This window comes from Anaerohalosphaeraceae bacterium, from assembly GCA_037479115.1.
Lineage (GTDB): Bacteria > Planctomycetota > Phycisphaerae > Sedimentisphaerales > Anaerohalosphaeraceae > JAHDQI01.
Map to the genome: position 1 here is coordinate 19,144 of JBBFLK010000002.1, position 26,038 is coordinate 45,181.

Below are 26,038 nucleotides of genomic sequence, written 5' to 3' on the forward strand. Positions count from 1 at the left end.
TATGAGCACGAAACCCACTCCATCCTCCGCCGTCTCTTCGTTCCGCTCCATCAGCGTCTTTTTCCCCTGCTTCAATGAGCGGGAAAATCTTGAGCCGCTGGTTCACCAGGCCGTTCAGGTGCTGGACAAAATGGGCCTGGATTATGAGATTATCATTGTCGACGACGGCAGCACAGACGGCACCGGAGCCCTGGCGGATGCCTTAGCCGCCGGCAATTCCCGCATCAGAGTCATTCATCATCCCGTCAACAAAGGATACGGCGCCGCCCTTCAAAGCGGCTTTCGCGCCGCCTCCAAAGAGCTGGTCTTTTATACCGACGGCGACCGCCAGTTCGACCTGAATGAACTGCCTCCGCTTTTGCCCCTTATCGAACAATACGACATCGTCAGCTGCTATCGGCTGAACCGCCAGGAAGGCTGGATTCGCCGCTTTAACGGCTTTGCATGGACCCGTCTGGTCTGCCTGCTCTTCCATCTGAACCTGAAGGACATTGACTGTTCATTTAAGCTTTACAAACGCAAAATCTTTGACGGAATGCCCCTGGTCAGTACCGGCGCCCTGATAGACACGGAAGTGCTTGCCAGGGCCGTCCGAAAGGGATATACCATCAGACAGGTGGGCGTACACCACTACCCCCGGCGGGCCGGAAAAGCCACCGGGGCGAAACTGCGGGTCATTGCCAGGGCCTTTTATGAATTATTCAAACTTCGAAAAACCATCTTAAAACAACAGCCATGAAGGTGTACCGAGACCAGTCGTTTATTCGTCCGGACCTGCAGGCCCATCTCTATTCCGAACGGCTGCTGGACAATGTCAGGGCCCTGCGGGGACTTTGTGCGCCGACAACCCGATTTTGTGCCGTCGTAAAGGCCAACGCCTACGGTCACGGCATCCGGGAAGTGGTCAACATTCTCAAAAACGGCCCGGTCGATTTCTTCGCCGTCGCCACCTTTTATGAAGCCCTGCATATCCGCCCTCTGGTCCACCGCCAATCCATTCTGATTCTCGAACCGATTCATCCCGCCCAGCCCGCCGAGCAAATCCGCGCCTGTGCCGCCGCCGGATTTCACTGCGTCCTGGCCTCGCTCGAAGGACTCGACTGGGCGGGAAAAGCCCTGGCCGGTACAGACCGCATCCTTCCGGTCCACCTAAATATCGAAACCGGTATGGGACGATGCGGAATGCCGCCGGAAGAAGCCGCCGTCCTCCTGGGTCGGCTGCGCAGCCAGACGATGCTTCGGCTGGCGGGAGTTTTCACGCACTATGCAACCGCTGACGATGACGACATCAGCTTCGCCTGGGAGCAGCACAGACGGTTCGAAACGTTCCTGCAGGAACAGCAGCTCAAAGACCGACCCGACTTGCTCATTCATTCCTGCAACAGCGCCGCCACGCTCAAAATGCCGCCGGCCCATTACACCATGGTTCGATGCGGCATCTCCATGTACGGATACTATTCCAGACCGATGAGCCGTCCCCCAATTCCCCTCAAACCCGTCCTGAAACTGCAGGCCCCGCTGACCCTGATTAAGAAAATTAAAGCCGGAGAATCCGTCGGATACGGCAGGTCTTTTATGGCCAAACGCGACACCCTGGCGGCCATCGTCCCCCTCGGATACGCCGACGGATACCGCCGGGCTTTCTCCAATAAGGCCGTAATGAAACTGGGCGACCGTTTCATCCCCGTTATCGGCAGAGTCTGCATGGATCAGCTGATTGTGGACGTCACGGATGTCCCGAATGTCCAGACCGGCCAAATGGTCACTGTAATTGATGATGACCATCAGTCTCCCTGCGGAGTGTATGCCCTGGCGGAACTGGCGGATACCATCTGTTATGAAATCCTTACGATGATACACGCACACGTAAACCGAATCGTCCATTAAAGGCCTCCGCTATGACTGTCTCCGAACAGCAAGGTTCCAATCTTTTCGTGTACGGCTCCCTCCGGGAACCTTCTATCTTTGAATCCGTCTGCGGCTTGAGTTTTACTCTCAAACCCTCCCGTGTTCAGCCCGGCCAGACCCTCTTTGCCGAACTGGCGATTCTGAACGGTTATCGGCGGGTCAGCCCCGACAATGTCTATTTCTATGCCATCCCTGAGCCGGCGGCCAAAATCGAAGGGTTTGTCATTTACAACCTGCCCGACGAGGCCCTGCGGGAAATCGACCGCTACGAAGGCAAACTCTACGAACGTGAAACCGTTACCGTCAATACCGCCAACGGCCCCGTCCAGGCCTTCGCCTACCTGGCCAGCCCGAAATCCATGAAGAAGAAGTTCGGCGACCGCTTCCATGTCAATCTCATTCACGAATTGTGGCTTCGAAGACGAATCGAACGGTTTTTTGAAACTCATACACGCCCAGGCGAAGAGTCGATGGACGCCGACATCGAGCGGCGGGCCCGTCGAGAACTGCTCGGTACAACGGAGCGGGACCTGGTCATCACCCATCTCGGGCGGGCCGCCGTCAGCGATTACGCCCTCGAACAGGAGCTCAGCCGTCCGATTCCTTCCATCCGGCATCTCTACAGCAATCCCGCTGTAAAACCCTATTTTGAAAACTACATCCACCTGGTCGTCAAACAAGTCCTGCTCAACCAATTCGAATGGCATCTCTACCATCGATTCCGGTTTGAACTGAACCGTCTCTGTCCCAATCGCCGCTACTATACCCGCATCCTGAGCATTTTGATTGCCCTCCGGATGATTAATACCAACGTCTCCGTCGTCAATCTTGTCCTGCGCCGCTGTCTGGAGACCCTGCCTGCCGACGGAACATATGATTTAATTGACTATGTGAAATACGGTGTACAGGCCGCGGACAACATCTTTGATGCCCGTGTCGCCCGAAGTGAAATCTCTCGAATCCGGCAGAATCTTCAGCCCGGACTGGTCCCGATGGGGGCAGAGATGGAATTAAGCAATCTCGGCTACCGCGCCGTAGCGGAGCACATCGAAAACGAAGACCCCGTTTTTGACGGCTTTCGCTATTTCTCCGATTTCGCACTCGATGTGCTTAGCTGGAAACTCGGCGGGTACATCGACAACCATTCCGGAGAACCTGAACCGGGCATTCGCGGTTTTCTCGAATTAGCCCCCGGGCGGCTCAACATCCTCGGAGAGGTCTCCAAACCTGCTACAGACGACCCATGGGTGCTCAATCAGCTGATTCGGGAGACCGCATCCTTCTATCCCGCCCGACCGCACAGTCTGCATCTGTCCTTTCAGCTGCGCCGCTATCAGCTTGGAAAACAGACCGTCCTGCCGCTGGGGTTTGTCCAATGCCTGCTGGCCATGGGCGGAGGCGTTCGCAAAGAAGGAAACCGGATATGGATATCCCGAATGGAACACGACGAAATCATTCGGTATCGCCCCACCGAGGAACTCGTCTTTGCCCAGACCAGCAGAAGACGATGGCGGCTGGATGACCCCTATCTCGAAGACGGCCGCCTCGCCTCGGAACCCGCCTATGTCCAACAGTACAAGTTCATCCGTCTGGACCCCCAAAACAATTATGAACCCCTGATTCTCGCCCTAAAAGGAATTCAGTTGTCGATAAACCCCGGAGACTATCTGACCGCTGAACAGATGGCCGCCAGTCCGAAACTCCGGCAGGAATATGCAGACCTTAAGGCGTGGGCAGCTCGGCCCGACCCCATCGACGAAAAAACCAAACAGGCCTTTCTGGGCGCTGTTTATGACGGCCTGATGCACGAACGCCACCGCCGCCCTTACCACAAGCAGCACTATATCGAATGGGCTATGGAGGCAATCAATACCCAGATTCAGTGCTTTAACGAACTGGTCGAACAGACCCGCAGTAAAGCATCCGACGAGACTGCTACAAAACAGATTTAAGCTTTTCAACAAGGGCTTTGACCCGCGCAACCGAGGCATCAAACGCCTTCTGCTCCTCTTCGGTCAGGTCAAACTCCATCACCTTTTCGACTCCCCTGGCTCCGAGCACCGCCGGCACACCGACAAACGCCCCGCCCACCCCATATTCCTTCTCACAATAGGCACAGCAGCACAGCAGCGCTTTCTCATCCCGAAGAATGGCTTCCGCCATTCGGACAGCCCCCGCCGCAGGGGCATAATAGGCACTGGTTCCCAGAAGATTAACAATCTCAATCCCACCGTTCCGTGTCCGCTCAACCAGTTTCTGAATCGTGGAGGCATCCATCAATTCCGTCAAAGGCACTCCCCCGACCGTTGTATAGCGCGGCAGCGGCACCATATCATCCCCGTGTCCGCCAAGCAGAATCCCGCAAACCTGACTGACGGAGACATTCAGCTGCTGGGCGATAAAAGCCGCAAAACGGGCCGAATCAAGAACCCCGGCCATCCCCATCACCCGCCTGTGTTCAAATCGGCTTACGGCAGCCGCCGCATACACCATTGCATCAAGCGGATTGCACACGACAATTATGAACGCATTCGGACTGGTGCGGACAACCTGCTGCGTTACACTTCGGACAATCTCGGCATTTTTGAACAGAAGGTCGTCGCGGCTCATTCCCGGCTTGCGGGGCAGACCGCTGGTGATAATCACAATATCGCTTCCGGCCGCCGCATCCCAATCGGTTGTTCCGCGGATACGGCCCGTAAACGGATATACCCCCGCCGATTGGGCCATATCGAGGGCCTTCCCTTCCGCCAGCCCGGGAACAATGTCCACCAAAACAATATCTCCCAAATTACGGCCGGCCGCAATAAACGCCGCCGTCGCCCCCACATTTCCCGCACCGACAATCGTTATTTTCGCTCTCACAATCTATTTCCTCTCTATAATGTTCTGTTTGACCAATCAATCGGCTCGTTATTATAAAGCACGAACAGAGGAATACAAGTTGTCCGTCCGGCGCTGCTCCCTTCACAACTTCCTTACGATTGATAACTGATAACTGATAACTGATAACTGACGACTGATAACTGTTCTTTCTCCTGCTTTCCAGACGTGGCTGCCGCTTACCGCCCGCTTCTGAGGGCTCAATAGCCGCTTCGGCGGCCGCTGTCCCCTCAAAAAAAAGCCCCGAGCCAAAAGCCCGGGGCCAAAACATTCATTCTTTTTCCTCAGTTCCCTGACAACCGGCTGCAGAAAACCAGCAATGAAGCAGTCCTTTTAATTTTTCACAGGCAAAATAGGAGGCGTCGGCTGCGGAACAGATGTTTGCTTGACAAACAAATAATACAGCTGACCTTCCTCATAAACCTGTCCGGCCATCTGTCCGGCCTGATCGCCGACTCCCATATACACATCACACCGTCCGGGCGCCCGAATCGCACCGCCTGTGTCCTGGTCCAGAGCAAAACCGGTATAAGGGGCTTTGACTGTCCGTGTGCCTGCCGGACGCGGCAGAACCGTCTTCAAAAAGGCCAGACACCCGCGAGGATAAATCGACTTATCCGTCGCGATCGTCCGAAGCGGCGTCACCGGCTCATTGAGACTTCCGCGGGGGTTGCCCTGCTCTATCCGGAAAAAGATATACCGGGGATTGCGATAGATATATTTGTCTATCTGGTCCGGATTGGCCTTGAAATAATCAATCATCGCTTTCAGACTCATTCCGGACGCCGGCACCACGCCGTCCCGAATCATTTCCTGAGCCACACTGTTGTACTCATGCCCGTTGTTGGCCGCATAACCGAGCGTAATCTGCTTGCCGTCCGGCAGCCGCAGAATGGCCGACCCCTGAACATGGGCAATATACACCTCAAACGGGTCCGCCAGCCAGGCAATCTCCTGCCCTTTCAGCATTCCGCTCTGCTCAATCTCACGCCGGGACGGATACGGAACAATCGCCCCGTTCGGCATCTTCCGCCCAAGAATTTCTCCGTTGGGCCCCTTCACCAAATCCTCCGGCTGTTTGTAAAGCGGATAGCGATACCGCGAATCCGCTTTCAGCGAGCCCTCAAAAACCGGCGTGTAGTACCCTGTGAATAGCACCGTTCCCCTGTCGTCACATCCGACGGACTGGTAGAAATCAAACCGCTCCAGAATTGCCCTTTCCAGCGCTTTGCCTCGAAGCCCCTGGTCCAGCAGATTAGCCATCGTCCTTAAGGAATCCACCGCCATTTGGTGGGTAATCTCCCCCTGCGGGAAGAATTGCCGGCTGGAAGGCTTTGACAAATAGCTTAGACTGTGATCAATTGCCTTTCGCAAATCCGCCGTGTCATAGCAAGCCAGACTGATGTCCGGGATCATCGCCGGGTCCGTAATCTTCCGAAGAGCATACTGCCCGGGCGGCAGCTGCCGGTCATACTGGGGGGCCTCCAGTTCCCGTGCCGTTTTACATCCGCCTACTGCCAAAACCGCCCATAACACCCCAGATACCGCCAAAAGCCATCCGCGAATCCTCATAGTCACTCCGTTGATTTATCTTCCACTAACTTTCATTTTTCCAAAGGGTTAAAGATAATAGTCGTCCCGGCTCATTTCGTCAAGTCTCCTTATATAAATCGCCCTGCCGGCGGCAAAACCTTGAGAGAAAAAGATTGACAAAAAGAGCGTTTTTCGGACAATTCAGAGCAGAAACAACCTTCATTACGGAAAGGATACTCACGATGAAAAGGACTCTATGGGTCGGACTTTTCGCAGCGGGACTGTTTGTCAGCGGCTGCACAAGCGGAGAAGGACACTATCGAAAAGATTATGACTATTCCACTATCCAAAAAATTGCCGTTGTGGATGTCATCGGACCGGTCGGCGGGGAAGCCGCCCGCAATCAGATTGCCGACTTTTTCGCAATGGAATTACTGAAAAGGGGATATTCGCCGATTGAACGGGCCCAGGTCCACGTCATCCTGAAAGAACAGCAGTTTCAGGCCTCCGCCATCACCAGCGATGAGGATGCCGCCAAAGCCGGACGAATCCTGAATGTGCCGGCGGTTCTGATTGTCAACATTCCGAAATTCGGTGATGAAATCCAGATGACCGTCAAAATGGTCAACGTCGAAGACGGCAGCATCTTGTGGCTGTCCAGCGGCAAGGGCAAAGGCAGCAAAACCCTCGGGACCATTGTCGGTGCTGCCGCCGGTGCTCTGATTGGTTATGCTGTGACCGGTGAAGATGACAAAGTTATCGGGGCTGTAGCCGGGGGCGTGGCCGGCGGAGCAGCCGGAAACCTTCTGACACCCGACCAGACCGAAAAGATGCTCCAGATTATCCGAAAAGTCTGTGAAACGATGCCGCCCAGACAGGTCCGGTTTCAGTCTATAAAAAACTAACGGCAAGCCGGCCGTCCCCGGCCCGCAGCTGAAACAGCCAACTAAGGATTGTCTATGGAAGAAACCAAACTTCGAGTAGGACTCATCGGCTTCGGAACCGTGGGAACAGGGGTCGCCAAACTGATTCTCGAAGAAGCCGACGCCATTGCCGCCCGAACCGGGGTCCGGCTGGAACTGGCCTGCGTTATCGACAAGGACACAACCACGCCCCGGCGGGTTTCGCTGCCCGCAGGGCTTCTTACCGACAATCTGGACCGTCTTTTGAATGACCCGACTATTGACGTCGGCGTCGAACTGGTTGGAGGCACAACCGCCGCTCGGGAAATCCACCATCGCCTGCTTAAGGCCGGCAAACATATCGTAACCGCCAACAAAGCCCTCCTGGCTGAATACGGCGAAGAACTGTACACCGCCGCCGTCCAGGCAAACCGCTGCATCGGGTTTGAAGCCAGCTGCTGCGGGGGAATCCCGATTATTCTGGCTTTGCGGACCGGCCTGGCCGCCAACCGCATTCTGGGGCTGTACGGCATCTTCAACGGAACCTGCAATTACATCCTCAGCAAAATGACCCAAAGCGGGTCCGATTTCAAAACGGTCCTGGCCGAAGCCCAGGCCAGGGGCTATGCAGAAGCCGATCCGACCCTCGACATCAACGGGACCGACACAGCCCATAAATTGGCCATTCTGGCCGGCCTGGCCTTCGAACGCAGAATCGCCATGACGGATATTTACGTCGAAGGCATCGAGCGAATCGAAATCGAGGATATTCGAAACGCCCGTGAAATGGGCTATGTCATTAAGCTGCTGGCCATCGGTGAGCAGAACGGCGACGGCTCCCTGTCCCTCCGCGTGCATCCGTCGCTGATACACGAGGACACCCCTCTGGCGGCTGTTTCTGGCCCCTTCAACGCCGTCAGCATTCACGGACACGCCGTCGGGCGGACGATGTTCTATGGACGCGGGGCCGGAATGATGGCCACCGCCAGCGCCGTCGTCGCCGATTTAATCGAAATCGGCCTGGGCAGCACCCAGCGACTCTTCCGGTCTATTCCCATGATATCCGGAAAACAGAAAAACATCCCCATCAAACCCATTGATGACATTGAATGCCGGTTTTACATCCGGCTGATGGCCAAGGATGAGCCCGGCGTGGTAGCCAAATACGGACGGATTCTGGCCAACCACAAAATCAGCATCCGCGGCGCTATTCAGCACGAAGGACGAGGGCCCGACAATACCGTGCCGGTTGTCATCACCACCCATCCCACTCTCGAGCGAAATATGTTCAACGCACTGGATGAACTGAGCCGCCTGAAAGTCATCAGCGGACGTCCCGTATGCATCCGCATTGTCGATATTCCGGAGGACTCGGAATGACTGCCAAATACGCGATTATTGTTCCGGACGGGGCGGCGGACAACCCGCAGGAGGTTCTCGGAGGCAAAACGATTTTTGAAGCCGCCGACATCCCCAACATCAACAAAATTGCCCGACAAGGCAAACAGGGAATTGTCCACACTGTCCCCAAAGGAATGCAGCCCGGCAGCGATGTGGCGATGATGAGTCTGCTCGGATATGACCCGAAGACCAATTATACCGGGCGAGCTCCCATCGAAGCCGCCGCTCAGGAAATCCCGCTGGAGGAATCGGATTGGGTCTTTCGATGCAATCTGGTCACCACCGCGGACGAACGGATGGTGGACCACAGCGCCGGCCACATCACTACGAAAGAAGCAACCGCCCTGATTCAGGAATTTGCCAAACTGGTTGAAAATCCTGCCGTACGGTTCTATCCCGGTGTCAGTTATCGGCATTTGTGTGTCATCAGCGGACAGGATTTTACTAAGGTTACCACCTATCCCCCGCACGATTATCTGGGCCAGAAACTGAGCAAAATCATGCCCAAGGGAAAAGGGGCCGATTTGCTGAAGGAATTGATGGCCAAATCGCAGCAGTTTTTTGAAGACCATCCTATCAACAAGGTGCGGCGTGACCTGAAGGAAAACCCTGCTACAACCATCTGGCTGTGGGGTCAGGGACGGCGCGCTTATCTGGAAAAATTTCAGACAAAATACGGGAAGACGGGTGCTGTCATCACAGCCGTTGATTTGGTCCGCGGGCTGGCCAAACTCGTTGGATTCGACCTGATTCATGTCCCCGGAGCCACCGGCTATCTGGATACCAACTATGCAGGGAAAGGGGAGGCCGCCATCGAAGCCCTCGATAAGTACGACCTTGTGCTGGTTCACATCGAGGCCACCGATGAAGCCGGGCACAACGGCAATCCGCTTCAAAAAAAGAAAGCCCTCGAAAATATCGACAAGTTCATCGTCGGCCCTGTCTATGAAGCCATTCAGACTTTCGAACAGTGGCGCATCCTTGTAATGCCGGACCATCCGACCCCCTGCGACATCCGTTCGCACGTCGGAGAACCAGTCCCCTTCGCCATGGCCGGCACCGGTATTAAAAACATTCTCGATGCCCCGTTCAGCGAGCCGAACAGCTTTGAATCCGGCTTTGAAATCGCCTGCGGGGCGGACTTGATGGAATATTTTCTGAAGCTGTAGCCGAACCATGTTCAACTCTCTGCAAAAGCTGTTTCGGCGGCATCTTTCATCCGGACAGAATGGACAAGAAAAATCCTGCTTTTCGGATTCTTCTTTCGGCAGCCCCGGAAAAGTCGACTTCGAGCGTTTGTGGGAAATGCCGCTGTCTCCGCTCGATGAGCCGAATCATCGGAAGGCAGGTTTCAGCCAGGCGTTTCTATGGAAAACAGAAGAGGGCAAATGGATTGTCAAAAGGCAATTCGACTATTTTTGCCGGACTTTCCTGCATCCTTTGACAGGCATTCCGACTCTTGAGAAGGAATTTCATAATCTGTTGCGTCTGCAGCAGGAAGGAATCGCAGTTCCCCGACCTCTTTATTTCGGCTGCCGCCGGCAAGACGGGCATACGCAGGCTGTCCTAATCACCGAATATGCAAACGGTTTTATCTCCCTGGATACCCTGCTGTCTCGGTGGGCCATCGAAAGACCGTCTCCGGCTCACCGAAAAGAAATAACGGCTGCCGTCGCATCTGCAATTCGGAACCTCCATCAGCATCGACTTTGCCATCGCCATTTGGTCCCCAAGCATATCCTTTTGAGACCGGACTGCAAACCCATTCAGGTCATTCTGATTGATTTGGAAGCAACGGAGCCCTTCCGCCCTTTTCGAAAAAATCGGCAGTCGGATTTAGCCTCTCTGAATTACCGCTGCAGACTGGCCAGTCAAACCGATAAACTACGGTTTTTATTTTCTTATTTGGGAATCTCCAGATGGACTCTCCCGGCCAAAATGTTTGCGCGAGACATCCTGCAGAAAAGCCATCGTAAGAGCCAAAAGGCACATCAAAGGCGCAAAAACAAAAGGTCCTGTGCCTAAATTCTTTTGCGGCCTTTCTTCAAAGAAACATTGGTTTTTCAACACCTATAAGGATACAATATCCGTAGAATTTGATAAAATAAGGAGCCCTGTTATGGGCGGAAAGCGGACATGGATATACCTGTTTTTGGCCTGCTATGGGATTCTTGCGGCCGACACGTTCAGACATTTGACCCAACCCAATATTCTCTATCACGGCTACGTGATTGCCGCCGATGAGAGCGGCACGGCAGAAATCCACACTCTGGAAACCGGGCTTACGAAAATCAATCTGGCCGATTTTGAACTCCAGATAAACCCGGAGGGGAGAAATCGACTTGTTCCGGTGCTTTCTATCTCAGATGAAATCGCCTATGAGATAGAGACATCCGCTTTTGAGGAAGCCCTTCGGAAAGAAGCTCGACGGGGTCCGCTTTTTATTCTCATCGAAATTGACACGCCGGGCGGACGGGTGGACCTGACTCAGCGGCTTTGCGCCGCCGTTTCCGGACTGCGTTTCTGCCCGACGGTTGCCTTTATCAAAGGCGAAAAGAACCTCGGGGCTTATTCGGCGGGCACTGCAGTGGCACTGGCGTGTGATAAGATTTATATGGCTCCCAATACAGCAATGGGGGCCGTAACGGCTGTCGTGGAAACCGACAAAGGGCTTAAGACGGAAAAAGAGGTGTATGGAGAAGCCATCGGTGAAAAATTCGGCTCCGCCTGGAGAGGATATCTGGCGGCCCTGGCCGAAAAAAATAAGCGCCCGGGTATTCTGGCCAAGGCGATGGAAAATATGGACATTGAAGTGCTGGAAATCCGACGGGGAAATCAAACCCTCTTCATCGAGGCCAAAAACAAACAGCCCGGCGACCAGGTTGTGGAAGTCTTCTGCAAAAAAGGGGAGCTGCTGACCCTCACACCCGAACGAGCCGTCCGCTGCGGAATGGCCGATGGTATCGCAGAAAGCCGAAGCCGCCTGCTGGCCTTGCTGAATGCATCGGATGCGCAAATCCAGGTCAATCAGGACATCCTGAAAGCCCGAGAAGAACTGGAATTGGTCATTAAACGCTTCAACAAACTGATGGAAACCCTCGACCTGCGGTTCAAAGAATTAACCGCCAAACAAAACCCGAACCGCTCGGAAGTTCTCAAGGCCCTGCAGGATATTCTTCGGCAGACCGAATCCTTAATCCGCCTCAAACAGAAGTATCCGGATGTTCCGGTCAGTGAAGAAAAAGTTATCCGATTTCGAAATACCGTAAAAGCCGAGTATGAAAACTTCCGAACAATGCGGTAAAAACAGTCGAAACACAAGATACATGAAATCATGGAGGTGATACTATGAAATCGTGCAGCCGAATTCCGTTTGTGTTCCTTGCAATTCTGATTTCCATCCCGTCCTGGGCGGACACATTCAAACATCGCACGACAGGGGAGACCTTTACAGGGTTTCGAACCCACAGAAAATCCGCCGGAAGGGTCCTCGTTTTCAATGCCGAGAAAAATCAGTCCGTTCCGATGGATTTGAGCGAATATGAAATTACCCGAGACAATCGGGGTCGACGGGATTCCGTTATGCTCATCCGGCTTGAACAGCCGGAAGTCCTGGTTTCGGAAGCCGTCGCTCAGGAAGCGGCTTCCATGATTCTCAAAGCCGCCGACCAGGGGCCTAAGGGGATTATCGTTCAGATAGACCTGCCCGGAGGCCAGGGAGGCCCGATGCGGCAGATTGCCGAGGCGATTACCACCGCCGTGGACAGTACGGGCACCCGTGTAGCAGCGTTTGTGTCGGGCGGCCAGTACGGCGGAGCATTTTCCGCCGCCGCCATTGTGGCACTGGCCTGCGAAAAAATTTACATCTCCCCTACCGCCGCCATCGGCGCTGTAGGACCGTTAGGAACAGCCGGCACAAAGACCAATGATGAATATCTTCAGATGCTCGAAACCTATGCACCGGACAGCTTGTCTTCCTTCAGCGTCTATGCCGCCACATTGGCCCAGCGAAGCAATCGTCCCGAACTGCTGGCACAAGCTTTAATCGACAAACACTTAACAATTGCCGAAGTCAGAACACCTGACGGGAAAACGTCCATTGTGGAAATCTCCCGCCGCCAGGAAAACCAGTCCGTGGTGCGGATGATTGCGGAAGGAATGCCGGAAACCGTACCATCCGGCAGCTCTCCCCTTCGCTCCGTCGGCAAACTGCTTTCTCTGCCTTCCGCAGAGGCCGTTCGCTGGAGATTGGCCGACAAACAGGTCGCCTCTCTCAGCGAAGTGCTTTCCGATATGGGAGTCAGTGAGGTTCCGATTGTCAATGTCGCCGGTCTGTCCAGCACCATTCAACGATTCTCAACCGCCAAAAAGAATCTGGAGCAGCTCCTGGCCAAAATCCAGGCTCAGGAAGACCGGGTCAGCACACTCGAAAATCATCTGAATACACTGGAAGAGATAGCCGTCAAAAGCACTGTAACTCGAGAAGTCACGCGCGGCGGACAATACGAAAACTACCGTCGCGGAACGGTTCGGCTGGTGGATTCAAATCGGCTCTGGGAGCGTTATTATAACGAAAGAGACGCCGGAAACACCGACATTCCCCTTCAGGACCGTTACGGACGCGAAATTACAACCCGAGATCGTTCCGGCCTGCGGGACCGGGAAAGAATAACAGAGCAGCAGCCGACCGGAAATATCCCCGAAATCCGGAGGCAGTTAATCGCCATTACTTCCGAAATGATTGCCGATTATCAGCGGGCCATCGGCTTGGCTCGGCGCTGGCCTGGGGCGCTTCCCGCCGGAATTTCTCTCGAAACGCTCCAGAAAAACCTGCTTTCCGCCCAAACCCTGCTTACGATTCAGCAGCGAAGACTGATGCAGGGATATTAAGGGACATTAACCGAATCAGGGGCCGCAGGCCCTATCTGTCGTGCCTGCGGTCTTTTTAAACAAATAGGGATTGTGCTTGACCATGCAAGGGCTTTCATCTATCCTATCTTACCATCCCAACAGAAACAAGAGATAAAAAGTCCTTTTCGGCCTTCTTTATCCGGGGAGTTTTTTTATGCGAAAAGTTGAAATTTCTGCTCAAAGCAGACTGGTGTTCACGGCGGCTGTCATCCTTCTTTTCGGGTGCAGCCCCCAGCCGAAACCTGCTTTACCCCTGGAAGAGCCGGTTGACTTAAATACGACTATTGGGAATCTGGCGGATATTTACCAGTTTAATGCCATTGAGGTTCGCGGATTCGGCATTGCAGCAGGGCTCAACGGCACGGGCTCTTCTGAATGTCCTCCGGCCTTGCGAAATGAACTGGAAAAATACATTCGCCAGCAGCTGCCCACAACAGGCGGCCTGAGTCCCCGTCAGTTTATCGACAGCCCCAATACTGCCGTTGTGGAAATCACCGGCACCATCCCGCCTCTGGCTGAAAAGAAAGAGACATTCGACCTTCTGGTTTTTCCAATCGACCGAAGCCCCACAACCTCTCTGGACGGCGGGTATGTTTACACAGCCCCGCTGAAAGAACGCAGCACTTTTGTTCGATACGACCAGTATGCCAAAACGTTTGCCACTGCTCACGGACAGCTGTTTCGAAACAAACTGGATGAGGAAAATGCTTCCAACTGGTATCTTTTGGGAGGCGGAGTTGTTGAAAATGATGCGGCCGTGTCTCTGGTGCTTCGCAAACCCTCCTTTACAGCTGTGAATGCCATCCGAAACCGACTCAATGAACGATTCGGGGCCAATACAGCAGCCGCTGTCTCGTCCTCCGAAATCTCCCTGACAATCCCGCTTCGTTATCGAGACCAGAAAGAACGCTTCCTTTCCATCGTTCAAAATCTGTATCTGCCGGAGGATGAAGCCGCCGCGGATCGGCACATCGAAGGGCTCCTGAATAAGTTCAAAAATGAGACCGAAAAATTCAATACAGAAACAGCCCTCGAGGCCGCCGGAAGAAAAGTCCTGAGCCGATTGGCCCCTCTGCTGGCCTCCGAAGACCCAGCCATCCGTTTCCATGCCGCCCGATGCATGCTCAATCTGGGGGACGAACAGGCCCTGCCGGTGATGGAAGCCTTCTGCAAAGACACAAACAGTCCCTACTGTCTGGACGCCCTTGAAACCATAGGACTGACCGTCCGTCCCCGCAAATCGGAACCAATTCTCCTCAGAGCCGCTTCCAGCGAGGTTCCGGCCGTCCGCTTAGCAGCTTATAGACAGTTAGAGCGGATTCAAAGCCCCTCTATTTCCCGCAACCTTGTCGCCGACAGTTTCGTTGTGGACAGGGTCTTCTGCGGCGGACGCCCGCTCATTTACATCTTTCGCTCAGAAAAACCCAAAATCGTTCTTTTCGGAAGTCCTATTCACTGCAAACCGGATATTTTCCTTCAATCTGACCAGACAGGTGTTCTTTTGAATGCTACACCATCGGACCGGATGATTGCGGTGTCGCGAAGGCATCCGGCACGTCCTCGACTGATTGGACCGATTTATTCCAACCGTGAACTGTCCGCCTTGATTCGTACACTTGGAGAAAGCGCTGACACCAGCAGCAATCCGAAAAAACAGCCGGGGCTGGCCATTCCTTATCAGGACATTATCCTTCTGCTCAAACAGTTGACAGAAAACAAAATGGTGGATGCAGACTTTTTGGCCGGCCCTATGACTCAGGCGGGTACTTTCCTGCAGAAAGCCGAGCAAAAGACCGATAATAAATAAGAGAAGGACACCGTTAGACGATATAAAGGACATAAATTGTCGCACAACAAGGCTCCTACAAAAAGGTTCAGACAAGAATGAGATTAGAAAAGGTTGTTATCAACGGCTTTAAAAGCTTTGCCGACAAAACAGAACTCCAATTTACCCAGCCGATAACGGCCATTGTCGGTCCGAACGGATGCGGAAAAAGCAATGTTGTCGATGCCATAAAATGGGTTCTGGGCAGCCAGAGTCCAAAAAGTTTGCGAAGCGGCCAGATGGCCGATGTGATTTTCAGCGGCTCCAGCAGTCGAAAACCATGCGGAATGGCGGAAGTATCCCTGCATTTTTCACAGGGGCAAACCCTCGGACTGGAACAAGATGAACTGACCGTCACTCGACGGCTTTTTCGAAGCGGAGAAAGCGAATACCTTCTGAACGGCAAACCCTGCCGGCTTCGGGATATCCGCAACCTTTTCCTGGACACAGGGGTCGGCGTCAGCGCTTATTCCATCATCGAACAGGGCCAAATCGACCAGCTGCTTCAGGCCTCCAAAGTGGACCGGCGGATTATCTTCGAGGAGGCGGCGGGCATCAGCCGGTTTAAGGTGCACAAAAAAGAAGCGGAACGCAAACTCGAACGCGCCGAGCAGAACCTGCTTCGCCTGGCCGACATCATCAACGAAGTGCAGCGGCAGCTCCGCAGCATCAAACTGCAGGCCGGCAAGGCACGCAATTTTCTGGAATACTCCAACCGTCTCAAAGAGCTCCGAGTGCGTTTTTCTCTCGCCGAGTTCCATAAATTCAAAACCCAGCAGCAAGAGAAAGAACGTATCCTGGCGCAGTGGCAGGAACGCTTTGCGCAGAATACCGCAGAGATGTCCCGGCGGGAGGCAGCCGACAGCGCCCTGCACAGCCAAATCAGCCAAATGGAAGCGGAAATCAGCCGCTGGGACAATACCCTGATTGCCGCCCGCAGCCGAATCGAACAGCAGATTGAGCGAATCCGGTTTTTGAAAGACCGATTCACCGAGCTCCAAAAAAGAAAAAGCCGCGCCGACGAACAAATCCGAAACGCCGGCCGTCAATGCTCGCAATTTCTGGACAATATCCAGGCCCTTCGGCAGGATGTACAGACCGGGCAGGACCGCCTGAACGAACTCAACCGTCAGATGCAGCAACAGGAAGAGCAGATACGCCAGGTCGGCCGAATCTGTGCGGAAATCCAGGCGCAGCTCGATGACGAAAAATCCGGCATTCTGGACATCGTGCGCCGAACGGCCCAGCTCCACAACGAAATCCAGAGTCTGAATCATTACCGAAATAATCTGACCGGACAAAAAACCCGTTTGAGCGGAAAAGCCGCTCAGGCCCAGGAACAGACGGCCCTCTGGCTTACTGAAAAAGCACGACTGCAGACACGCCTGGAAGAAATCCAAAACGTCCTGCAGAAACTCAACCAGACCCTCTCCGAGCAAAAAGCGGCGATGGAAGCCGTAGGACAGGAAGAAACGCTTCTGAGAAAAAAACTCGAACAGCTTAAGGAACAGCGAAGCGGACTGACGGCGGAATGGAAAGTCCTGCGTGAAATGGAGAATCGACGGGAGGGATTGAGCGAAACGGTCAAAACCATTCTCAATCAGCACCGTCGAAACGGACAATCCGGACTGCTGGACGGCGTGCTGGCGGATATCCTCCGCACGGACGTGGAGTATGCACCGGCGGTGGAAGCCGCACTTGGCCCTGCCCTGCAGGCCCTTTTGGTCAACGACACCCGACGGTTTCTCGAAGACCCCTCCATTCACTCCGCCCTGAAAAACCGCCTTCAGGCAATCTGCCTGGACCGCTGCGAGCCCTTCCAGGATTGTCTGGACATTCGGGAGCTGAACGGCGTGAAGGGCCGGCTCATTGAATTCATCCGCTTTGAAGAACGCTATGCTCCGGTCTGCTGGGCACTGCTCGGAAAAGTCCTGCTGGTCGATTCTCCGGAAACAGCCCTGGATTTGGCCGCCCGGCTCGGAAGAGACTATCAGTTTGTGACCCTTCAGGGGCATCTTGTGGCCAACGGAATGCTTCTTTCCGTCGGCCCTGTGAGCCAGTCGGCAGGTCTGCTGTCCCGAAAAAGCAGAATTGAACAGATCGAATCAAAACTTCAGGAGCTTCAGGAGCAAATCCGCCTGCAGGAAGAGCATCTCCAGCAGGCCGACCAGAAATATCTGCATCTGTCCAAAGTCTGTCAGGACCTCCGCACAAGCATCTACGAGGCCTCCACGGAACGCGTGGATGCCGAATCGCAGCTGCGGGTGATGGAACAAAATCTCAAACGGCTGACGGATGAACAGCCGCTGATTCTCGAAGAAATGAAGCAGCTGGAAGAAGAAATTCAGCAGTCCGTCCGGCGGGAACATGAATCGCAGGGCAAACTGAAGGAGCTGGAAGAGCTCAACCGTCAGCGCACGGAGCAAATCTCCGCCCTTCAGAAATCGCTGGAGACCAAAAAAGCGGAGATGGAAAAACTGACCGCCGCCCTGACGGATTTGAAAATCCGGCACGGACAGGCCGCCGAACAGCAAAAGTCCATCCATCAGCAGATTGCCTCGCTGCAGAGCCAGCTTCAGCACAGCCGAATGGTTCTGGAGACCGCCCGAACAGAGCGGCACAGCAGCCAGGAACAGGCCGTTCAGACCGAGCGGATGATTTTGCAGACCGAGTCCGAGCTGAATTGTCTTTATCTGGAAAAAGAAACCGCCCAAAAACAAAGCCGCTCTCTCCACAAAGAAATCAAAATCCTTCAGGCCCAGCAGAAGGAAAATGAGCAGCATCTGCGTCAGAGCCGGCGCCTGCAGCAGGAAATCGAAGAGGCCATTCACCAGATTCAGATGGATTTGGGACAGATTCAGGTTCGGCAGGAAGACCTGATTCAGCGGGTTCGGGAGGAACTCCAGATGGACCTCCAGGCCCAATACGAAACCTTCCGGGAAGAGCAGACCGACTGGGAGGCGGTTCAGGAGGAAATCCGTGTCCTGCGGGAAAAAATCGAACGGCTGGGCCATGTGAACGTGGAAGCCATCGACCAGCAGGAAGAGCTGGAAAAACGGGCGGCCTTCCTCGAAACCCAGGCGGAAGACCTCCGCCAGAGCAAAACACAGCTCCAGCAGCTCATCGAGCGGATTAACCGGGAAAGCCGGGAAAAATTTGCCGCCACGTTTGAACAGGTTCGGATGCACTTCCAGCAGATTTTCCGAAAACTGTTCGGCGGCGGCAAAGCCGATATCTTCCTGGAAAACCCGGAGGACCTGCTCGAAAGCGGCATCGAGATTGTGGCTCGCCCCCCCGGAAAGGAAACGCGAACCATCAGCCTGCTCAGCGGCGGCGAAAAAACCATGACCGCCATCGCCCTGCTTTTCGCTGTCTTTCAAAGCAAACCGTCGCCGTTCTGTGTACTGGACGAGGTCGATGCGGCGCTGGATGAAGCCAACAATGAACGCTTTAACCTCATTGTTCAGGAGTTCAAACAGCACAGTCAGTTTATCATTATTACGCACTCCAAAAGAACCATGAGCATCGCCGATATTCTGTACGGCATTACCATGCAGACGCAGGGAGTCAGCAAAAAAATCAGTGTCCAGTTTGAAAGCATCGAAAACGCTGCAGATACGGCGGTTGCCTGAACGGATGCCGAACCAAAGAGTCTCCAACTGACAATGAAAGAACCAAAATGGAACCCGTAGAACAAATAATTCTGCCCGGCGGTCTGACCGTTCTGGTCCAGCCCGTCGGCGGCGTGGAATCCGCTTCCTTTGCTTTTCTGCTGCCCGGCGGCAGTGCTGCTCTTCCGGACGGCTGCTGCGGGGCTGCTGCGGTCTTGAATGACTGGCTCTTCCGCGGTGCCGGACCTTACAACAGCCGTCAGCTGGTGGAAGAACTGGACCGCATCGGCCTTCACCGTCAAAGCAGCGTCAGCCCGGAATATCTCTTCTACGGCGGCTCCCTCCAATCCGAAAACCTCTTCAGAGCCCTCGAGCTGTATGCCGACATTCTCCTGCATCCGCACCTGAAAGAGGACCTGTTTGAGCCCAGCCGGCAGCTGGCCCTTCAGGAACTGGAAGCCCTCGACGACGACCCGCGCCAAAAGGTCAGTGTCTGCCTGTATGAACGATTCTATCCGGACCCGCTCGGGCGCCCGTGCGTCGGAAAAGAAGAGGACCTTCGACAGCTGACGCCGCCGCAAACCCGAGCCCTCAAAGAGCGGCTGTTTGCCTGGTCCGGGGCCGTTCTGTCGGCGACGGGGAAAATTGATACACACGCACTTCTCAAACACATCGAAAAATTGTTCGGCTGTACCCCCGCCTGTCAGGAATGCCCTCCGGTCCCGCGGGCGGCTGCCGACGGCTATCACCACATCCCGAATCCCGGTGCCCAGGTGCATATCGGTTTTATGACAAAAGTCCCGCCCTGTGACTCGCCGCTTTATTACTCCGTGATGGCGGCCTGTGCAGTACTGGGCGGAGGGATGAGCAGCCGTCTTTTTACGGAAGTCCGGGAAAAAAGAGGACTCTGCTATGCTGTAGGAACCCGCTATCATTCCCTTCGTTCCTTCGCCGGCATTTCCGGTTACGCCGGAACTACGCCGGAGAAAGCGGAAGAAACCCTGTCCGTCATCCTTTCAGAATTCCGCCGGCTTCGGAACGGAATCAGCGAAGACGAACTGCTTCGTGCCAAGACAGGCCTGAAAAGCTCGCTGATTATGCAGAACGAATCCACCTCCGCCCGCGCTTCCCGGCTGGCGGCGGACTGGTTTTATCTGAAACGGGTTCGGCCTCTGGAAGAAATCCGCCGGGCCGTTGAATCCCTCACAACACAGGCTGTTCAGGAATTCCTGGACGGCCCTTTCATCCGGGAATTTACGTTTGTTTCACTCGGCCCGCAGCCGCTTCAGTCGCTTCAGAACAAACAGGAGTCTTGATGCAGTTCCAACACGTCCAGCTGAAAAACGGATTAACTGTCATCGGAGAAATCAATCCCAGCGCCCAGTCTGCCGCCGTCGGTTTTTTTGTTCGAACCGGCTCCAGAGATGAAAGCCCTTCCATCAGCGGCGTATCCCACTTTCTCGAACATATGCTCTTTAAGGGTACGCAGGACCTTTCATCGGTGGAAGTCAACGAGGCCTTTGACCGGCTCGGAGCCAAATTCAACGCATTTACCAGTGAAGAAAACACCGTGTATTATGCCGCCGTCCTGCCGGAATATTTTTCGGCAGCGGTGGAGCTGTGGTGTCGTCTCATGCGGCCGGCTCTTCGAACCGATGACTTCAATGTCGAGAAGAAGGTCATCCTCGAAGAGATTGCCATGTACAAAGACCTGCCGGACTTTCAGGTGATTGATCAGGCCCGACAGCTTCACTTCGGTTCCCATCCCTGTGCCAACAGCGTTCTTGGAACCGAGGAAACCATCGGAAATCTGACAGCGGAACAAATGCGGGACTATTTCAGCCGACGGTACGCCCCGAATAATCTGGTGGCGGCCTGCTGCGGGCGATTTGATTTTGACCAGACGTGTCGGCTGATTGAGCGCCTCTGCAGTGCCTGGGAACCGATGGAAGCCGGACGAAATCTTTCCTATTTTGGCGGAACGGGGCTTCAGAAGCGGCAAACCAAAGCTGGGCTAACCTGTGAACATATTTGTCTGATGAGTCCTTCCGTCTCTATGCAGGACCCCCGCCGGTTCGTGGCCTCTCTTTTATCCGTCATCATCGGGGATTCCTCCGGTTCACGCTTTTTCTGGGCGCTGGTGGACCCGGCTGTCGCCGACACTGCCGTGATGCACTGTGAAGCAATGGACGGAGTTGGGATTTTATCCAGTTATATTCGCTGCCCAGCTGAAAACCGACAGAAAGCGCTCCAGATTGTCCGGAATATTTTTGATGAATTGAAGCAGAACGGGGTTTCGCAAAACGAGCTGACAGCTGCAAAAAACAAAGTGCTCAGTGCAATTACTCTCGAAGCCGAACGACCGATGGGGAGACTTGTAAGTCTTGGTTTTAACTGGATTTATCTGAAATCGTACCGTCCGGTATCCGAGGACGTTCAAGCCGTAAAATCCGTCACCGTTGACCAAATTAACCAGTTCATTCGGGACTATCCTCTCGACAAGTTTACACAAGTGAGCATAGGCCCCGAAGATTCATGAAGAACGACTGAAAACGATTGAAAAACCTGCCTTGCTTTGCTATATTTCCTATTTTGGCAAGTAATTATAGGGAGACGGCAAGATGATACCAGAGGATAATCTGGATGAGGATATTCTTCAGTGCAGGGCGGAAATTCTTCGAGCGCTCGGGAAAGAAGAGAAGGAGGAGGGAGAACCGGAGTCTATCGACCCAGATACACCTCTTGCTGCCTCTCAATCTTACCAAACTGAACCGAATGCTTCTGAAAATCAGAATCCTTCGATTGAAACCGAGCCCGATTTAATGGAAGAGTCCGAAACCATCAGCGAAGATGGGCTTCAAGACTCCTCGTCCGAATCCGATGTGTTGTCCGGCACCGCGGTACGGATGGATTCTCCGGAAACACCCCTGACAAATGCCAACCCGGAAGCTCCCCCCCTCCCGCAAGAGGTTGAAACGCTCAAAAGAGCCCTTCGTGTGCTCAGGGAGCAAAAAGAAAATCTCTCCCAGACGTGCCAGGAACAGGAAAACCATATCCGGCAGCTGACAGAAGAGATTGACCGTCTTCAGAAGACGCTTCAGCAAACGCAGGAAACCTGCTCCATTTTGACGGAAGAAAACAGCCGGTCTAAAACACTTCAGCAGGAAACGGAAACCCTCAGAACCCGCCTTGAGCAGGCACAAGACCAGATCGAAAACCTGAACCTTCTCCTTTCGGCCCTGAAAGAAGAAAACGAACACCTCCGCGAAGAAAAAATACAGATTTCCGAGCGTCTGACCGCAGAACAGCAAATCCGACAATCCCTGCAAAACCGTGAAGCGTCTTTGCAGGAGGAGATACACACGCTTCAGGACAAAACGGAAGCCCTTCAAAAAACTATCAATACCTTCCATCAGGAAATCGAGCGTCTCCGACAGCAGAATGCCTCTCTGGAACAGCAGATTCAGCGGCTGGAGCAAAATCTTCTCTGCCAGCAGGCTGATTCGATGAAGACCGAGACTGCACTTCGGGAAGAGCTGCAGAAAAAAACCAAAGAAGCGGAAAACTGGAAAACGGAATACGAGCGGGTTTGTGAACAGCTTGCAGCCGAGCAGGAAGACTTTGACGCAGCCGTTTCGGAGGCAGACATACAGCCCGATTCGTCTGTTTTCGAGGCGGAAACACACAAAACAGGTTCGTCTTCGAGGCCGCAGGAGACTGTTTGGAAAGAAGACAACGAAGACTTTGCCATCCCCCGCTTTGACCTGTCTGAACAGATTCTTTCCGCCCAGCGAAAAGAGAGCAGCGCCCGCCGTCAGCCGCCGACAGGCACCAGAATTGACCCCAATGAATCCGTTCGCAGCGTGGTGCATCAGTTCCTCAGCACTTCGCCTGCCGAAAAGGCCGACAAATCGGCTCACAGGCCGCAGACCCCTCATTCCGTTTTTGAGCCCGCAGGTCCCGCCGTCAGAACAGACCGGCCGGCCAACGGCGATTCCCTGATTGCCGAAATCGTTCGTCGAGATATTGAACAGTTCTGCCGAAACCATCCCGGCGTTTATATTGAGTTTCCAAGCGGATAAACGCTTATGTTCGAGGCAATCCAGGCCAGCGGATTCCAGGGATGGTTCAATACAATTTTCGGAACAGTCTGGACCTATCTGCTCCTCGTTCTTTTTTTTGCCTCTGTTTTGGTCGCTGTGCTCATTCGCTCCCTTCGTCCTTTTCGTTCCCGAAAAAACATTTCGCAAACCTCCCATCAGACGTTCGGGACATTTCTGCACAGTGAAACGCAGCTTTTTGAAATCCTCAAGAAAGAGCCCTCAAAGCCGAAAACTGTTCTTTTGGCGGCAGCGGGCCTGGAGTGTCTGCCGGTTACCATTCCCATCCGGCTGGCCCTGCTTTCCAGTCAGGCCAAACGCCGCTGTCTGCTGATTGATTTGGACACCAAACGCAACGCCGTCTGGAAGGTATTTGCAAAAACCTCCTCCAACGGCTCCGCCGCTCTGCCGGCGGAATCCGGCATAGACAATCTGTTCCTGATTCCGGCACATTATTTTGACCAAACCCGACAGATGAATCTGGCCCCCCTTCTTCGGCAGGTGAAGAAACAATACGAACTGATTCTGATTAACGCCCCGTATTTGGACGGTCATCCGGACCGCAACATGATTGTTTCGTCGGCGGAACAGGCCTTTCTTTTTGTAAAAGAAGACAGCCAGGCCCAGCGGCTCATTAACCTGTGTCAAAGCCGCAAATGCAAAATCCTTGGTTGTTATAAGCCGCTCGAAGCCCCGCTCTCCGGACGCTCCCCCAGCAGAGAAGCCGCCGCCGCATCCGCAACCCAAACCGTTTTGGAAAGAACCGACCAGAGGCAGTGAGCCGGATAAACTGCCGGAGCCGGCGGATGAGTCAGCAAGGTACAGAGAATCGGCGCCTTTTCTCTTCCGCTGAGCACAACCAGAATTGACCCGGCATTCTGAATAACCGGAACTGTCAGGGTCAGACGGTTTAATCCGTCAGGTCCGCGGACCGCCCGAACGAGGGATTGCCTGTCTGAAAGCACATCGGTTCCGGGAAAAAGAGAAGCAATATGGCCGTCGGCGCCGACTCCCAGCAGAACCAAATCCAGGACCGGAATTTGCCCGGGCTGCAAACCGAAAACCTCCCGCAATTTTTTTTCATAGCCGGCTGCCGCTTCCTGCAAATCGGGTGCCTCCCCCTCCATCCGATAAACTCGTTCTCGTGGAATCCGCAGGGTTTTCAAAAAGGTTTCCGCAGCCAGCCGATAATTGCTGGCCGCATCGGAAGGACTTACGGCACGCTCGTCAGTCCAGAACCAATACACGTTTTTCCAGTCCATCTTTTGGGCGTCGGACGATTGGCTCAGATACTCAAAAAAACGGCGAGGGGTTCGCCCGCCGCAGACAGCGACGGCAAAACGGCCTTTCTCTCTGAGTGTCCGTTCTGCACAGAAAAGAAACTCCGACAGCACCTCCCGGGCCAGCGTTTCTTCATCTGAAGTTCGGACAAACCGTCCGGAAAATTCCGCCAACGCCTGTTTTCGGGCCTCCAGAAATCCCTCCAGAATCGCCGCCGCCGCCACGGCATCCAACCGTTTCTTGCGTTTTTTTCGCGTAAGCTCCATAGCGGCCAGTTTCTCCTGCGCCTCAAAACTGCTCAGCCGCTCGTCAAAGAAAAGAATCGGCAGCGGAAGAGTTTTTTTCAGTTCCTCCGCAAATCGGCGCACCTTCGCCGCGCGCGGTCCTTCCGTTCCGTCCATATTGCAAGGCAGCCCGATGACAATCGCATCAAGTCGATAGGATTCAAGAGCCCTGCGAATCCCGGCCGGGGAGTTTTCAGCTCCTTCCAGTACCGTCAGAGGAGAAACAACCCGTTCAGAGGCGTCACAAACGGCCAGCCCCGTCCTTTTGTCTCCGTGATCAATCGCCAAAAACCGCATTGGAGGGCCTTTGCCGATTACAGATAGTTTGTTTTGCCTTCGCTTTCAAGCCGGCGGAGGAGTTCTTTGAGTCGATGGGCCTGATGAAGCGGACAAATCAGGGTCGCATCCGGGCTGTGGGCTACGATGACATCTTCCATCCCAATCATCGCAATCAAATGGTCTGGCGATTCCGTAGCCACAATCGTATTTCGGCAATCCAGCAAACAATGCTGACCGGCAATCACTGTATTCTGATTGGAATCCGAGGAGATAATGTCGGCCAGGGCTGCAAAAGACCCCATATCCAGCCAGCGGCACGACAGCGGAATCCCGTAAATCTGAGGGGCCTTTTCCAAAACGGCATAATCAATGCTGATTTTCGGAAGGCGGGGAAACCATTCCTCCAAAGCCGAGTCCTGCTCCGGCCCTCCCCAGGCAGAACGAATTTTTTCCAGCGGCTCGCTCGACTCGGGCAGAAACGTCTTCAGATGCTTCAAAATCGTTTTGGCCTTCCAGACAAACATCCCCGAATTCCAGAAATACCCCCCTTGAGCCAAAAATCGTTCCGCGGTTTCCTGATCGGGTTTTTCCCGAAATTCGGCAACTGGAAAAATCCGGCTTTGCCCTTCCTGAATCTGAAGACGAATATAGCCGTACTGTGTTGCTGGAAAAGTGGGTTTGATTCCAAACGTCAGCAGGGCCTCGGGGTGTTCTTTCACGAAACGAATGGCAGTCTGCAGAGCGTCTAAAAAAGGTTCCGCCGGCTGGAGAATATGGTCCGAAGTCACCACCGCCATGACCGCTTCCGGGTCCGCTTTTTGAAGGACCGCCGCCGCCAGACCGATGGCTCCCGCCGTATCACGAACGCACGGCTCCGGTATGATATTGTCTTTCGGCAGTTCACTTAAGTTTTCAGAAACCTGCTCGGCATACTCCGCATTCGTTAAAACCAGGATATTACGGAGGTCAAAAAGCCGATTCAGCCGTTCGAAGCTGTCCCGCAAAAGCGTTCGACCATTCAGGAGTTTGAGTATCTGCTTCGGTCGAGACTGACGGCTCAACGGCCACAGCCGCTGCCCGGAACCGCCCGCCATAATGACGGCAAAATCCATTCGACCTG

18 protein-coding genes are annotated in these 26,038 nt (G+C 54.2%); 14 read left to right on the top strand and 4 right to left on the bottom strand.

Annotated elements, in window-relative coordinates; translation table 11 throughout:
* Nucleotide 1: 1 nt before the first annotated feature.
* Genes WHS88_01050 through WHS88_01060 form a run of 3 tightly spaced genes read left to right on the top strand, consistent with a single transcriptional unit; the run spans nt 2 to nt 3,860 of the window.
* Entirely contained in the window at nt 2-739 is a 738-nt protein-coding gene (locus tag WHS88_01050; protein MEJ5258760.1) for a glycosyltransferase family 2 protein, read from the top strand.
* A complete protein-coding gene (gene alr, locus WHS88_01055; protein MEJ5258761.1) occupies nt 736-1,887 on the top strand; it encodes an alanine racemase in 1,152 nt (383 codons plus the stop codon). Before WHS88_01050 ends, alr begins: the two co-directional genes overlap by 4 nt.
* An 11-nt stretch (nt 1,888-1,898) precedes the next feature.
* Nucleotides 1,899-3,860, top strand: a complete 1,962-nt coding sequence (locus tag WHS88_01060; protein MEJ5258762.1) for a gamma-glutamylcyclotransferase family protein — start codon at nt 1,899-1,901, stop codon at nt 3,858-3,860.
* On the opposite strand, the gene mdh is transcribed toward WHS88_01060, so the two are convergent.
* The gene (mdh, locus tag WHS88_01065) at nt 3,844-4,773 is read right to left on the bottom strand and encodes a malate dehydrogenase (protein MEJ5258763.1); all 930 of its coding nucleotides are present in this window, start codon (nt 4,771-4,773) and stop codon (nt 3,844-3,846) included. The genes WHS88_01060 and mdh overlap by 17 nt on opposite strands.
* 351 nt (nt 4,774-5,124) lie before the next feature.
* Entirely contained in the window at nt 5,125-6,363 is a 1,239-nt protein-coding gene (locus WHS88_01070; protein ID MEJ5258764.1) for an MltA domain-containing protein, read from the bottom strand.
* A gap of 203 nt (nt 6,364-6,566) precedes the next feature.
* Here WHS88_01070 and WHS88_01075 point away from each other — a divergent pair, with 203 nt between their 5' ends.
* From WHS88_01075 to WHS88_01125, 11 genes are all read left to right on the top strand, one after another.
* The gene (locus tag WHS88_01075) at nt 6,567-7,229 is read left to right on the top strand and encodes a glycine zipper 2TM domain-containing protein (protein MEJ5258765.1); all 663 of its coding nucleotides are present in this window, start codon (nt 6,567-6,569) and stop codon (nt 7,227-7,229) included.
* Nucleotides 7,230-7,283: 54 nt separating this feature from the next.
* The gene (locus WHS88_01080) at nt 7,284-8,606 is read left to right on the top strand and encodes a homoserine dehydrogenase (GenBank protein MEJ5258766.1); all 1,323 of its coding nucleotides are present in this window, start codon (nt 7,284-7,286) and stop codon (nt 8,604-8,606) included.
* On the top strand, nt 8,603-9,796 hold the full coding sequence (locus WHS88_01085) for a cofactor-independent phosphoglycerate mutase (GenBank protein ID MEJ5258767.1): 1,194 nt from the start codon (nt 8,603-8,605) through the stop codon (nt 9,794-9,796). Before WHS88_01080 ends, WHS88_01085 begins: the two co-directional genes overlap by 4 nt.
* A 950-nt stretch (nt 9,797-10,746) precedes the next feature.
* The gene (locus WHS88_01090; protein ID MEJ5258768.1) at nt 10,747-11,931 is read left to right on the top strand and encodes a hypothetical protein; all 1,185 of its coding nucleotides are present in this window, start codon (nt 10,747-10,749) and stop codon (nt 11,929-11,931) included.
* 44 nt (nt 11,932-11,975) lie between these two features.
* Nucleotides 11,976-13,517: a hypothetical protein gene (locus WHS88_01095; GenBank protein MEJ5258769.1), complete on the top strand. Its 1,542-nt coding sequence runs from the start codon at nt 11,976-11,978 to the stop codon at nt 13,515-13,517.
* Between the two features lie 175 nt (nt 13,518-13,692).
* Nucleotides 13,693-15,345 (top strand): flagellar basal body P-ring protein FlgI, encoded by a 1,653-nt coding sequence (locus WHS88_01100; GenBank protein MEJ5258770.1) that lies wholly within the window; start codon nt 13,693-13,695, stop codon nt 15,343-15,345.
* A gap of 77 nt (nt 15,346-15,422) precedes the next feature.
* The gene (smc, locus tag WHS88_01105; GenBank protein ID MEJ5258771.1) at nt 15,423-18,995 is read left to right on the top strand and encodes a chromosome segregation protein SMC; all 3,573 of its coding nucleotides are present in this window, start codon (nt 15,423-15,425) and stop codon (nt 18,993-18,995) included.
* 47 nt (nt 18,996-19,042) lie between these two features.
* Entirely contained in the window at nt 19,043-20,290 is a 1,248-nt protein-coding gene (locus WHS88_01110) for a pitrilysin family protein (GenBank protein ID MEJ5258772.1), read from the top strand.
* Nucleotides 20,290-21,513, top strand: coding sequence for a pitrilysin family protein (locus WHS88_01115; protein ID MEJ5258773.1), 1,224 nt, complete (start codon nt 20,290-20,292; stop codon nt 21,511-21,513). The genes WHS88_01110 and WHS88_01115 overlap by 1 nt, the downstream gene beginning before the upstream one ends.
* Nucleotides 21,514-21,595: 82 nt before the next feature.
* On the top strand, nt 21,596-23,056 hold the full coding sequence (locus tag WHS88_01120) for a hypothetical protein (GenBank protein MEJ5258774.1): 1,461 nt from the start codon (nt 21,596-21,598) through the stop codon (nt 23,054-23,056).
* A 6-nt stretch (nt 23,057-23,062) separates the two neighbouring features.
* Nucleotides 23,063-23,854, top strand: coding sequence for a hypothetical protein (locus tag WHS88_01125; GenBank protein MEJ5258775.1), 792 nt, complete (start codon nt 23,063-23,065; stop codon nt 23,852-23,854).
* Here WHS88_01125 and pgl read toward each other — a convergent pair.
* Together pgl and WHS88_01135 are read right to left on the bottom strand one after the other, a co-directional pair.
* Nucleotides 23,749-24,936: a 6-phosphogluconolactonase gene (pgl, locus tag WHS88_01130; GenBank protein ID MEJ5258776.1), complete on the bottom strand. Its 1,188-nt coding sequence runs from the start codon at nt 24,934-24,936 to the stop codon at nt 23,749-23,751. The genes WHS88_01125 and pgl overlap by 106 nt on opposite strands.
* A gap of 17 nt (nt 24,937-24,953) precedes the next feature.
* Entirely contained in the window at nt 24,954-26,030 is a 1,077-nt protein-coding gene (locus WHS88_01135; protein MEJ5258777.1) for a sugar phosphate nucleotidyltransferase, read from the bottom strand.
* Nucleotides 26,031-26,038: the final 8 nt, after the last annotated feature.